Here is a 13,331-nt window from a genome sequence, read left to right on the forward strand (position 1 = left end):
AATGCCCGCGCAAGCGGGCATTTTCATTTCCAGGACACACTCCAGTCGCTCCAACACAAAAGGCCCGGTCTCCCAACAAGGCCTTCAGCGTCCCACCGCCGACACGTCTTACGCATTCGGCATCCCCACGGCAGACTCAATGCAGCGTGGCTGGCGTTTCGCTCGTCTGCAGCGTCTGCGTAACCTGATTGCGAATCGACTGCGCTTTCAGCAGCAGGCGCAGGGCAATATCGGCACCGCGGCTGTTTGCCACGTGCTCGATAAACGCGTTGCGTGCGCGTTCATTCAATGTGGCAACGTGCGCAGCCTCGGACCACACGCGCCATGCGGAAGGCTGGCCGGCAAACTGCTCCCGGCGGCGAAGCAGATCCGAATCAATGGCAGCGGCAATCTCGACGTCTTGAATGGTGCGATCCATGATGGCCCCCTTGCGGTCTATGCAGTTTCTGCGATCTCTGCGTGGCGCCCTGTGCCGGGCGTGCCAGCCTGACTATGCAACGTCCATGCCAATATCCGCGGGCGATCCAATCCGCGTTCCGTGCATGCATGCATTGTCGTTTTGATCTGTTTGAAACGCTCTGTCGACGCGGGTTGAGGGGCAGCCTCCCTACCTTGGTGGGGTGCAGAATTCTCATCTGAAAACGGCGGCATCGGGCCGTTCGTTACGTGGAACGTTACGTAACGCGGGGAGCGTTCCGGGCGCCAACCCACCTACCACAGCGCCGTACAACGCCATCCGCCGGTGACGAGCGGTGGGCATGCTTGGTGCTTTATCCGAGCGCCCAAGCCCGCTGGCGCGCGGTCGGTCGTGTCACCCACCCCTCTTCTGCGCCGGCCTCTTCGCTTGCTTCGCTCCCGAACCGGAAGCGATCGGCCGCGTGCCGCCACCCTCGGCGCGCCGGCCATCCCCCCCACACAACAAAAGCATTCAAGAGGAGACACCCCATGCAGATGGGCAACCCGCGTGTGCGACACGGTCGCATGCTCATGTCGCGCTGCTGTGCGCGGCGCTTTCGCTTTCAATCGGGGGCTGCGGCGGCGATGACGGTTCGACTGTCGCCAACAGCACACCCGCCGATTCAAACACCACCACGCAGCCACCACAGCCGACACAGCCTGCCGCTGCCAACTGGACCACGCTTGGCACGCGCGCCGCGCCGGCGCAACCAGGAACGTCCATCACCAGCAACGCCGGCGCCAAGTGGGCCGACTACAACCCGCCCGCGCTCTACGCAGGCTTTGCGAAGCAAGCCACGCAGTACATCACGATGCCCGACGGCACAAAGCTGGCGGCATACGTGACGCTGCCCGCCGACGCATCCGGCAAAGCCGCGACCGGCACTTTCCCGACGGTGCTCGTGCAGACCTCGTACAACGGCGGGAACGCGCAATACGAAGCATCGATTGGCGCAGCGTTGGGTGCAGCGGATCCGTACATCGTTCAGCACGGCTACGCGACGGTAGTGGTGGATGTGCGCGGCACCGGCCAGTCGCAGGGCACGTGGGACGCCTTTGGCGCCGATGAGCAGAGCGACTACGGCCACGTGGTCGACTGGGTGACGCAGCAATCGTGGAGCAACGGCGCCATCGGCCTGTACGGCGTGTCGTACCTCGGCATCACGACGGTCATCACGGCGGCGCAGAACCATCCGGCAGTCAAGGCGGCCTTCCCCATCGTGCCGATTGGGGACGGCTACCGCGACATCGTCTTCACGGGCGGGCAGACCAATCTGACGTTCATCCCGGCGTGGTTCGGGCTGGTGTCGGTGCTCAGCCTGACCGATCCGACGCTCGTGACAGACCCGACAATCGGTCTGCCGGCCGTGCTGCAGCATCTGGTGTCTGCGGTCACGACGTTCCAGTTGCCCACCATGTTGCAAGCGCTGCTGGGCAGCACCGCCACGGCCTATGACGGCGCGTTCTGGGCGACGCGCTCGCCGCTGGAGAACGACGGCAAGATCAAGGTGCCGACCTTCGTGGTGGGCGGCCTGCACGATCTTTTCCAGCGCAGCGAGCCGCTCACGTACGAGCGCATCAAGACACAGGCGCCGGCCAAGCTGCTGATCGGGCCGTGGACGCATCTGCAGGCCGCGTTGGGCAGCGGTTTGCCCATCGATGGCGTTCCGCCGCTGAACCACATTCAGTTGCAATGGTTCGACCAGTACGTCAAAGGCATGAACGTGGGCGCAGATGCGCTTCCCAATGTCACGCAATACGTGACCGGCCTCGGCCACTACGCCACCGCCACGGACTGGCCGCATCCGCAGGTGCAGGCGCAGCAGCTCTTCCTGCGCGGCGACAAGAGCCTGTCGACCACCGCGCCGGCCGCCAAGGAAGCGTCGAACAAGGTCGCACAGCAGCCGCTGAATGGCGCGTGCTCCATCAGCCTGTCGCAATGGACGGCAGGCCTGACGGGCTTCATCCCTCTGCCATGCCAGACGGACGACACGCTTGCCGAAGCCGCCGACGTGAGGTTCGAAACGCCGTCCATGCCGGCCGATGTCTATCTCAACGGGCCGATCGAAGCCGATGTGTGGATCTCGACCACCGCGCTGGACGCCGGCGTCTCGGTCCGCATTGACGACGTGGACGCTGCCGGCAATGTCACGCCGCTCACCGATGGCCTTCAAACCGCCTCGCTGCGTGCGGTGGACGCGAGCCGATCGCGCACGATGAACGGCCTGATGATCCAGCCATGGCATCCGTTCACGCCCGGCTCCGTCCAGCCGCTCGTGCCGGGCCAGGCCGTCCTGGTGCCGGTTGAGGTGTTCCCGACCAGTGCTCTCATCGCCAAGGGCCACAAGCTGCGCGTAGCGGTGGGCGCAAGCAACCTGCCGCAGGGCGTGCCACCGCTGCCTACGCTGCTCAACTCGTTGATCGGCGTGCTGACGATCTATAGCGATGCTGCGCACCCGTCCAAGGTGGTTCTGCCAGTGGTGCCCGCCACCGCGCTGTAGCAAAAGCGGCTGCTGGCAATCACACGGCCCCACTTCGGTGGGCCGTTTTCTTTACACACCGGCTACCGCCAAAACACCTAGCGAGCTAAATACATACGTAAAACTACGGAGCGTAAGTGATGCGAAGAGAAACTCGAATAGCTGACATTAAATAACCTAAATACGGTAGGAAAACGTTGGCGTCGCCCCGTCCGCATAATTCATCGCACGATTCGAAATGCTGATAAGCCAGCCCTTGCCACACAAGGTTTCGCTGGTAAAACAATCCCCTCACATGCATTAAGTAAAAACGCGCATGAGAAAGTTATTCAGGATTTTCTTTTGAATGCCGATAACCCCGTGGAGACCGGAAAATCAGACAAAGATAACTCGGTCACACCATGACATAACCTGCATCCTTCCTAAGTACAGCACCTTGCATATAACAAACGTGGTCGTCGACCGTCCTTTTCCAGCCGCTCCGGTGCGCGACCCCATCTCAATTCATTCAGCAAACCGGAGGACGCTGTGAACCTTTCGCAGATGACCATCAAGGCCAAGCTCACCATGGGCTTTGGCGTACTGGCAGCCATTGTTGTCGTGGTATCGGGCATGTCGTTGCGGGCGCTGTCCGAGTCGACCGAAGGATTCTCGAGCTACGTGCACGGCATCAGCGCCCGCGCAGACGTCGCCAACGACGTGCGCACGGCGGTCGATCGCCGCGCGATTGCCGCGCGCAACCTGGTTCTCGTGGTAACGCAAAAAGACCTGGATCTGGAAAAGGCAGAAGTCCTGCGCGCGCACGACGATGTGAAGAGCAAGCTCAAGCAGCTCAACGACCTGTTGGCGGGCGCCAAGGACGTCACCGACCGCGCCCGTACGCTGGTGGAAGACATCAACCGCGTGGAAGCGCAGTACGGCCCGGTGGCAACCGACATTGTCGGGCTGGCGCTGGCGGGCAAACGCGACGAGGCCGTCCAGAAGATGGACAACGAATGCCGCCCGCTGCTGGCTGCGCTCATCAAGACCACCGACGCGTATGCCACCTACACGCACGAACGTCAGGAGCAGCTCGTGCAGGCGTATGAGGCGCAGTACGTCTCGCAGCGCAATCTGCTGACCGGCCTGTCGATCGGCGCGGTGCTGCTGGCGGTGATTGCCGGCATGGTCATCACGCGTTCGATCACGCAGCCGATCCGCACGGCAGTGGATGTCGCCCGAACGGTTGCACGTGGCGACCTGAGCAGCCGCATCGACGTGCGCGGCAAGGACGAGACGAGTCACCTGCTCTCCGCCCTGCGCGACATGAACGGCCGCCTGACCGAGATCGTCGACAAGGTGCGCGACAGCAGCAGCAGCGTCGCGGGCGCCGCCAAACAGATTGCCGCCGGCAATGCCGACCTGAGCCAGCGCACGGAAGCGCAGGCATCTTCGCTGCAGGAGACCGCGGCCAGCATGGAAGAGCTGACGTCCACCGTGAAGCAGAACGCGGAAAACGCCCAGCACGCCACCGCGCTCGCCTCTACTGCCTCGGAAGTGGCGCTCAAGGGCAGCACGGTCGTCAGCCAGGTCGTGTCGACCATGCAGGACATCAGCGACCGCTCGAGCAAGATTGCCGACATCACCGGCATCATCGAAGGCATCGCGTTCCAGACCAACATCCTCGCGTTGAACGCCGCCGTTGAAGCCGCACGCGCGGGCGAGCAGGGCCGCGGCTTTGCGGTGGTGGCCAGCGAGGTGCGCAGCCTGGCGCAGCGTTCGTCAACGGCGGCCAAGGAGATCAAGGAACTGATCGCCTCGTCGGTGGAGCGCATCCATGACGGCTCCACGCTGGCGGGCGAGGCCGGAGAAACGATGACGGAGGTCACGCAAGCTGTGGCCCGCGTCACGCACATCATGGAAGAGATTGCCGCCGCATCGGTGGAGCAGAAGCGCGGCATCGAGCAGGTCAACCAGGCGATCTCGCAAATGGATGAAGTCACGCAGCGCAATGCGGCGCTGGTGGAAGAAGCCGCCGCCGCATCGCAATCGCTGCAGGACCAAGGGCAGGAGTTGAACGCCACAATGTCGTTCTTCCGCGTCGATCCGCACGCCGTACACGCCTGATCCGGACACTGTCACTGTTGTAGCCGTCATCTCCAATCTGTCCTTCAGCCCGCCGCCGAAAGGCCGCGGGCGTTTTCTTTTTTCTGTCCTGTGTCTTTCGTTAGGCCGTCGTTCGTGACTTCCGCTGCATTGGCGGGCTCGCACGCGCGACGCAAAGTGAACTTGCCCAGTCTCTCATCTGCGACGGGGCAAGTTGGGGCCGCGTTCGGCCCGCCCTGCCGACGAAGGCCACCATGCGACACACAAGCCCACACCTGCAACGCGGCCCGCTTCCCACCCTCCTGCCGTGCACGCAGCTCGACGACCGGAGGCCGGCATGATCCGGCTGCGCCTCGCGCATTCGCTGCGCCCACGGGCAGTACCGCAGACACAACCCATCCCGCCGCTCGCTGAACAACTGCGTGAAGAGTGCGAAGCCATGGCCCGCTTTGCCCTGCATCACGGGCTTCCCGTTGCGCCGGAACTCATCGCTCAGCTCGGCGAACTCATCGACGGTCAAACGTCTGCGCATGCCACACCGCACCACGCGCTGGCCGCAATCCACCGCAAACTTGCGGCAGCCATTGCCCCGGCCACACCGCAGGCCGTCACGCTGCTCGACGCACAGCATCGCAGCGATCATCCGTTCCCGTGGCTCGGCCCGGTGCCGTTGATCCGGCTGCTGACCAGCGCCGCGATCGTCTTCCTGATCGCCGTGATTGCCACGGGCATGTCGCCCGACGTGTCGAGCGCGAACATCGACCGGGGCTTTCTGGATTCGGACGGCGCGCCCCTGCTGTGGAACACGCTGTTCCTGCTGTTCTGCGCGGGCTTGGGTGCGTCGTTTGCCACGCTGTTTCAGGCACATCGCTACGTGGCCGCGTCCACCTACGACCCCAAGTACGACGCCTCCTACTGCGCGCGGTTGATCCTCGGGGTGATTGCCGGATTGATCCTGGTGGAGATGCTGCCCGCGCAAGTGTTCGACCGGGGCAGCATGCACAGCTTCGGCAAACCGGCGCTGGCGATGTTGGGGGGCTTCTCTGCCACGGCGGTGCACCGGCTGCTGCAGCGGCTGGTGGACGCGCTGGAAACGCTCGTGCGCGGTGATCGGTCCGCCGATACCGACGCCGCCATGCAAGCCTATCGGGCCCGCGCCGCCAGCGAGCGCACGCAGTGGCAAAGCGAACTCGCCGCCAACCTGATCGAGCTGCAGCAATCGTTCGACGGCACTGCTTCTCCCGAGGCGATGCGCAAGCGCCTGGCCGACTTCACGCGCGCCATGCTCGCCGCCAGCGACCCGGCGGCCACCCCGCCGCCGTCTCTCTCAGCCGGCGGCCCTTCCAAGGAGTGACCTCATGCTCTTCCTCTACAACATCCCCGCATGGGCGATGGGCGCGGTCATCGTCTTCGCCACGCTGCTCATTGCATTGGGCGGCTACGTGCTGTTCCGTCGTGTTTTCCCGGTCACGCTCGACGCCGAACAGCGCAACATGACCATCGCCATGATGACGGCTGTCACAACCATCAACTCGCTGCTGGTCGCCTTTTCTGCCATCTCGGTATGGGGTGCCTATCAAGCCGCGACCGACATCGTGGCCGCGGAAGCTGCGTGTGCTACGGAACTTGCACGCGACCTCTCCGCGTTCTCGCACCCGAGCGCCACCGCCGCGCGCAGCGAGCTGGTCACTTATCTGCAGCACGTTGTGCGCGACGAATGGCCGAGCATGCAGCAGCACGCGCATCCTGATGCCAACACGGAGGCTGCGTTCGACATCATGTTCGCTACGGCCAACCGCATCACGCCCCGCGACGACCGCGAGCGCGTGCTGCTGGTCGAAGTGCTCGCCCGTGTCAACGAGATGGTGAAGTACCGGGAGAAACGCCTGCAGAACCTGGAAGCCGCCATGCCCGGCACGCTATGGGGCGTGATGCTGATCGCCAGCAGCCTGTCGTTGTTGCTGCTCTACGCGCTGCCGGCCACGCGCTTTCACATGGCGCTGGTGGCGGTGTGGGCGACCACGCTCGGCCTCGCGTTCTTCTTTGTGCTGGCCGTGGACAGGCCCTTTGCCGGGGAAGTCAGCGTCAGTGCGACGCCGCTTGAGCGCGCCATCCAGACGTTATCGAACGACGAGCCGCAGGCGCATCCCGGGCTCGACTGAGCGCGCGCCGCCTCGCCGCGATGCCCCGCTTGCGTTGTCAGGGCTGGCGGGAGAGGTCAGCCCCGGGGTCGGAGTTCCCACGCTTCGGCCCTGCCATTTGCCGGCTCGTCGGGAGCCGGCTTTTTTACAGCGGATCGCGAATGTAGCCAACGAGTTTGTCGACCACCGGCCGGTTCGGCTTGGTCAGCAGGCTCACGACAATCGCCGCAACAAACCCCGCCGGTACGCCGAACGCACCCGAGGCGATCGGATCGACACCAAACCAGGGCTGGCCGAGTACACCCGTCATGCGCGTGAAGAACGGGTAGTTGGCGATGATGTAGTACACGCTCACGGCCAGCCCCGTCAGCATGCCGGCGATGGCACCGGCACGATTGGTGCGCTTCCAGAACACGCCCAGCACCAATACCGGAAAGAAGCACGACGCCGCCAGCGAGAAGGCTGCCCCGACCAGGAAGAGGATGTTGCCCGGCTTCAATGACGTCACATAGGCAGCCAGCAGAGCCACGCCCAGCAACACAACTTTGGCGCTCGTCACGCGCCGCTGGTGGCTGGCCGTGTTGTCGATCATGTGGAAGTACACATCGTGCGACAGCGCATTGGCGATGGTCAGCAGCAGGCCATCCGCAGTCGACAGCGCCGCCGCCAGCGCACCGGCCGCGATCAGGCCCGACAACACGTACGGCAGCCCGGCAATCTCGGGCGCGGCCAGCACAACCATGTCCGGCTGCATCATCACCTCCGCCCACTGCACGATGCCGTCGCCGTTGATGTCATGCAGCGCAAACACAGGCGGGTCGACCTTGCGCCAAGGCACGACCCATTGCGGCAGGTCGGCAAACGGGGTGCCGACGAGGTGCTGCAACAGATCGAGTTTGACGAGCGCCGCCAGCGCCGGCGCCGACACATACAGCAGCGCCACGAAAACCAGCGTCCAACTCACGGAATTGCGTGTCTCGCGCACCGACGGCGTGGTGTGAAAGCGCGTGAGGATGTGCGGCAGGCTGGCCGTGCCAACCATCAGGCAAAACACCAGCAGCACAAAGTTCAGTCGCTCGGTGCCCCGCTCGTTTTGCGACGCCGACGGGAATGGTTCGGTGGACGGTGGCGCCATGCGGCTGCGTGCCAGCGCATCTTCGCGCTGCTGGTTCCAAAGGATCGACGCGGTGGCCGCATCCGGCGGAAACTCTTCCCGCTGGCGCTCCAGCGCCTTGATCTCGCGCAGCGGCGCGTTGCGTTCGCGGGCAAGTTTGAGCTGAGCATTCAATGCCTCGCGCGCATGCTCGAACGACCGCGGCAACTGCGAGATGCGCTCCTGCAGCGCCTTGGCCTCATTCAGAAAGTGGTCACGCACGTGCTGCTCGGCCGGGTCGTGCGCAATGCGCCGCTCCTCTTTCTCGATCTGCACCAGCAGCCGACCCGTAGAAAGCTGCGGCACCGGATCGTGATACCGATGCCAACCGATGATCGCCACCACGCCCAGAAAGGACACGATCATGATGATGTACTGCGCCACCTGCGTCCACGTCACAGCACGCATGCCGCCCAGGAACGAGCACACCAGAATGCCCGCCAGCCCGAAGAACACGCCCACCGAAAACTCGACGCCGATAAACCGCGTGACCACCAGCCCCACACCCTGGATCTGCGCGACGAGGTAGACGAAGGAACACAGCGACGCGCCCAGCACCGCGATGCCCCGCACGACAGAACTTCCGCCGCGCTCGCCGTTGCCGTATCGGTTGGCTAGGAAATCCGGCACCGTGTAACCACCGAACTTGCGCAGATATGGCGCGAGGAGGAAAGCGACGAGGCAGTAGCCGCCCGTCCAACCCATGACATAAGCGAGGCCCTCATAGCCCGAGGCGAACACGATGCCCGCCAGGCCGATGAACGAGGCGGCGCTCATCCAGTCGGCCGCCGTGGCCATGCCGTTGAAGAATGCGGGGACGCGGCGCCCTGCTACGTAATACTCGGTCAGATCGGCGGTGCGGCAGATCAGTCCGATGCACGCATAGATCGCGATGGTGACGAACAGGAACACATAACCGAGCCATACGCCCGGCCCGCGCACGTGTTCGATCGCGCCCATCATCACGATGAAGAGCAGCAGCCCTACGGTATAGAGCCCGTAATACAGAAACAGCCGCTTGCGGAAGCGGCTGTCTTGTTGCGAGTCGGTGGCCAAGATTGGCGACCAGCGCTGGCGGTTAGCGCGTTTCCTTCAGTTGATCGAGGATGGCTGGGTTCTCAAGCGTGGACGTGTCCTGCGTGATGTCCTCGCCCTTGGCCAGCGAGCGCAACAGGCGGCGCATGATCTTGCCCGAGCGCGTCTTGGGCAGATTGTCGCCAAAGCGGATGTCCTTCGGCTTGGCGATCGGCCCGATCTCCTTGCCGACCCAGTTGCGCAACTCGTTGGCGATCTGCTTGGCTTCGTCGCCATCGGGGCGCGCGCGCTTGAGCACCACGAATGCGCAGATCGCTTCGCCGGTCATGTCGTCGGGGCGGCCCACCACGGCAGCCTCGGCCACGATCGGGTTCGCCACCAGCGCCGATTCAATCTCCATCGTGCCCATGCGGTGGCCCGAGACGTTCAGCACGTCATCGATGCGGCCCATGATGGTGAAGTAGCCGGTCTCCTTGTCGCGGATGGAACCATCGCCCGCCAGATAGAGCTTGCCGCCCAGCTCTTCCGGGAAGTAGCTTTTCTTGAAGCGCTCCGGGTCACCCCAGATTGTGCGGATCATCGACGGCCACGGACGCTTGACCACCAAGATGCCGCCCTGACCGTTGGGAACATCGTGCCCGGTTTCATCGACAACGGCGGCCATGATGCCCGGCAGCGGCAGCGTGCACGAGCCCGGCACCAGCGGCGTGGCGCCCGGCAGCGGCGTCATCATGTGGCCGCCGGTCTCGGTCTGCCAGAACGTGTCGACGATCGGGCAACGGCCGCCGCCGATATTCGTGTGGTACCACATCCAGGCTTCCGGGTTGATCGGCTCGCCCACGGTGCCCAGCAGGCGCAGGCTCGAGAGGTCGTACTGCTTGGGGTGGACCTTCTCGTCCGCTTCGGCGGCCTTGATCAGCGAGCGGATCGCCGTCGGCGCGGTGTAGAACGTGTTGACCTTGTGACGCTGGATCATGTCCCAGAAGCGGCCGGCGTTCGGATACGTCGGCACACCTTCGAACACGACCTGCGTGGCGCCGGCCGCGAGCGGGCCGTACGCGATGTAGCTGTGGCCCGTCACCCACCCGATGTCTGCGGTACACCAGAAGATGTCGTCGGGTTTCAGGTCGAACGTCCACTGCATGGTGAGCAGCGTCCACAGCAGATAGCCGCCCGTGCTGTGCTGCACGCCCTTCGGCTTGCCGGTCGAACCCGAGGTGTAGAGGATGAACAGCGGATGTTCCGCGCCCACCGGCGTGACCTCGCAGGTGTCCGGCTGGCCGGCTTCAACCTCGTCCATCGCGCGGTCGCGGCCTTCCACCCAGTTCACGTTGCCGTTGGTGCGGCGGTAGACGATCACGTGCTTGACGGCGTCCGTGCCTTCCATGGCGAGCGCTTCGTCGGCGATGGCCTTGAGCGGCAGCGCCTTGCCGCCGCGCATTTGCTCGTCTGCGGTGATGAGCGCCACGGCGCCCACATCGACGATGCGTTCCTGCAGCGACTTGGCCGAGAACCCGCCGAACACCACCGAGTGCGTCGCACCGATGCGCGCGCACGCCTGCATGGCGACGATGCCTTCCACCGACATCGGCATGTAGATCACCACGCGGTCGCCCTTCTTGATGCCCAGGGCCTTCAGGCCGTTGGCGAAGCGGCAGACGCGCGCGTGGAGTTCGCGGTAGGTGACGCGCGAGACGTTGCCGTCATCGGTTTCGAAAATGATGGCGACCTTGTCGGCGTTGCCGTTTTCAAGGTTGCGTTCGAGGCAGTTGTAAGACGCGTTGAGTTCGCCGTCTTCAAACCACTTGTAGAACGGTGCGTTCGATTCGTCCAGCACCTTGCTGAAGGGCTTGTGCCACAGCAGGTGCTCGTGGGCAAGGCGCGCCCAGAAGCCCTCGTAGTCTTTCTCGGCTTCGGCACACAGGGCACGGTACGCATCCATGCCGGCGATGTTTGCCTGTTTGACGAAGGATTCGGGCGGGTTGAAAACGCGCGTTTCCTGCAGGACAGATTCAATGCCAGCCATGGTGTCTCCTGATAGCGATGTCTGTAGTCGTTTTGCGGCGAATCTAAGGGGCTGACCTGACTCCAGCCTTACGCATTTCTGCGCCGCAAACCGACGTGAAGGGCATTACTATAATGCGTCACTTCCTGTTACGGCACGCATCGCAGCGCAACATAGCCGGCCAGAGAGCCGTGTCCCGTGCCGGTTTCCACTGATTTCTCATCGTGCCCATCCACGCCCTTTTCCTGATTGCTGCCATGGCACTGGTCGGCAGCAACGTCGGTTTCGGTAAATCGATCGTCGCCGTCATGCCGGTGATGCTGTTTGCGTTGCTGCGTTTTCTGATTGCCATCGTGTGCATGGCGCCGTGGTACAAGCCCGCGCGCATGCGCCGCGTGACGCGCGGCGAGTGGACCAACCTGTTCCTCCAAGCCTTCTTCGGTACGTTCGGTTTTACGTTGCTGATGCTGAACGGCGTGCGGCTGACCTCGGCGCTGGCTGCGGGCATCATCACCAGTACGATTCCAGCCGCGGTGGCGCTGCTGTCATGGCTGGTGCTGCGCGAAAAACCCTCGGGGCGGACGCTGGCGTCGGTGGTACTGGCGGTGGCCGGCGTCGCCATTCTCAACGCGTACCGCGGGGGCGAATCCTCGGGCGCTGCCCCTGCCGATGCGGCGCAGGCACTGCTGGGCAATGCGCTGGTGATGGGCGCGGTCTTATGCGAATCGATCTACGTGATTCTGTCGCGGCGGCTGACGCAAACCTTGCCCGCTATCGAGATCTGCGCGTACACGCACCTGATCGGCGGCCTGCTGATGCTGCCGCTGGGGCTCATGCCGCTGCTCACGTTCGATCTGTCGGGCGTGCCGTTGCCGATCTGGGGCCTGGTGCTTTGGTATGCGCTGTCGGCCAGCATCTTCTCGTTCTGGCTGTGGATGAAGGGCATTCGGCACGTGCCGGCTCACCTTGCGGGCGTGTTCACTTCGGTGCTGCCGATAGCGGCCGCCACCTATGGCATCGTGGCGCTGGGCGAAACCCCGGGCTGGCCGCACGGCATCGCGCTGGCGTGCGTCGTGGCAGGCATCCTTGTCGCGAGCTGGCCAGCACGGCCGCGACATCCGGCGCGCCGCTCCCGTGTGGCGGACCCGCTGGACCCGCTCGATCCGTCACTGGACCGCGAATAGCGCAGGCCGGCTGCAGCCGTCTTTCACTCAGCGATTCGGCAAACTTGGGACGCTACAATCGCCCGCTTTTCACCCGCCCCTGTTTGCCATGAAGTCGCCCATCGCTCCGCTGCGCCCGATTCCGCGCCTCATCTTCTTTTCCCGCTGGCTGCAACTGCCGCTTTACATGGGGCTGATCATCGCCCAGGCAGCGTATGTGTACCTCTTCGTCGTCGAGGTGTGGCACCTGGTTTCGCACCTGGGCGACATGGACGAAACCAAGATCATGCTGGCCGTGCTGGGCCTGATCGACGTGGTCATGATCTCCAACCTGCTGATCATGGTGATCATCGGCGGGTACGACATCTTTGTGTCCAAGCTCGGGATCGAAGGCCATGAAGATGAGCCCGAATGGCTGGACCACGTCAATGCCGGTGTGCTGAAGGTGAAACTGTCGATGGCGCTGATCAGCATCTCGTCGATCCACCTGCTCAAGACGTTCATCGACGCGGCCCAGAAAGACACGCACACGATCCTGTGGCAGGTAGCGATCCACGTGGCGTTCCTGGTGTCTGCGCTGGTGATGGCGTGGGTGGACCGCATCGTTTCGCACGCGCATCCGCACGGCGAGGCTGCCGACGCACATTGACGCTGCGCCCTTGTCGGCGCGGCGATTCCGACGAACGCGCTCGGACAATCCGCGCCCGACATTGGGTGTATGATCTCGGGCTATTCTGAGCCTGCGGCGCCCGCCGTCCAGGTCACAGGCAGGGAGTGAAGGCCACAGAGCACTGCCCTGCCGCACCGGCTTTT

At 64.0% G+C, this 13,331-nt stretch carries 9 protein-coding genes; 6 read left to right on the top strand and 3 right to left on the bottom strand.

All coding sequences use genetic code 11. From position 1 onward, the window contains the following. Window positions 1-136: 136 nt before the first annotated feature. Entirely contained in the window at window positions 137-418 is a 282-nt protein-coding gene (locus tag N5B55_RS09255) for a DUF7696 family protein (RefSeq protein WP_178960343.1), read from the bottom strand. Window positions 419-878: 460 nt separating this feature from the next. On the opposite strand from N5B55_RS09255, the gene N5B55_RS09260 reads away from it, so the two are divergent. The 4 genes from N5B55_RS09260 (at window position 879) to N5B55_RS09275 (ending at window position 7,183) form a co-directional block, all read left to right on the top strand. Continuing rightward, window positions 879-2,957, top strand: coding sequence for a CocE/NonD family hydrolase (locus tag N5B55_RS09260; protein WP_304537989.1), 2,079 nt, complete (start codon window positions 879-881; stop codon window positions 2,955-2,957). Window positions 2,958-3,479: 522 nt separating this feature from the next. Beyond that, on the top strand, window positions 3,480-5,042 hold the full coding sequence (locus N5B55_RS09265; protein ID WP_065856589.1) for a methyl-accepting chemotaxis protein: 1,563 nt from the start codon (window positions 3,480-3,482) through the stop codon (window positions 5,040-5,042). 316 nt (window positions 5,043-5,358) lie between these two features. After that, the gene (locus N5B55_RS09270; RefSeq protein ID WP_304537990.1) at window positions 5,359-6,375 is read left to right on the top strand and encodes a hypothetical protein; all 1,017 of its coding nucleotides are present in this window, start codon (window positions 5,359-5,361) and stop codon (window positions 6,373-6,375) included. Between the two features lie 4 nt (window positions 6,376-6,379). Then, a complete protein-coding gene (locus tag N5B55_RS09275; protein WP_304537991.1) occupies window positions 6,380-7,183 on the top strand; it encodes a bestrophin-like domain in 804 nt (267 codons plus the stop codon). A 124-nt stretch (window positions 7,184-7,307) separates the two neighbouring features. Here the strand turns inward: N5B55_RS09275 and N5B55_RS09280 are convergent, their stop codons facing one another. Continuing rightward, complete coding sequence (locus N5B55_RS09280; protein WP_041668197.1) at window positions 7,308-9,374, bottom strand: sodium:solute symporter family protein; 2,067 nt, start codon at window positions 9,372-9,374, stop codon at window positions 7,308-7,310. A 19-nt stretch (window positions 9,375-9,393) separates the two neighbouring features. Next, window positions 9,394-11,376: an acetate--CoA ligase gene (gene acs, locus N5B55_RS09285; RefSeq protein WP_154207069.1), complete on the bottom strand. Its 1,983-nt coding sequence runs from the start codon at window positions 11,374-11,376 to the stop codon at window positions 9,394-9,396. Window positions 11,377-11,579: 203 nt separating this feature from the next. On the opposite strand from acs, the gene N5B55_RS09290 reads away from it, so the two are divergent. Then, window positions 11,580-12,539 carry a DMT family transporter gene (locus tag N5B55_RS09290; protein WP_304537992.1) on the top strand — a complete coding sequence of 320 codons (960 nt, stop codon included), beginning with the start codon at window positions 11,580-11,582 and terminating at the stop codon, window positions 12,537-12,539. Between the two features lie 88 nt (window positions 12,540-12,627). Beyond that, window positions 12,628-13,167, top strand: a complete 540-nt coding sequence (locus N5B55_RS09295; RefSeq protein WP_009240967.1) for a TIGR00645 family protein — start codon at window positions 12,628-12,630, stop codon at window positions 13,165-13,167. Window positions 13,168-13,331 lie beyond the last annotated feature (164 nt).

Source organism: Ralstonia pickettii, assembly GCF_030582395.1.
GTDB lineage: Bacteria > Pseudomonadota > Gammaproteobacteria > Burkholderiales > Burkholderiaceae > Ralstonia > Ralstonia pickettii_D.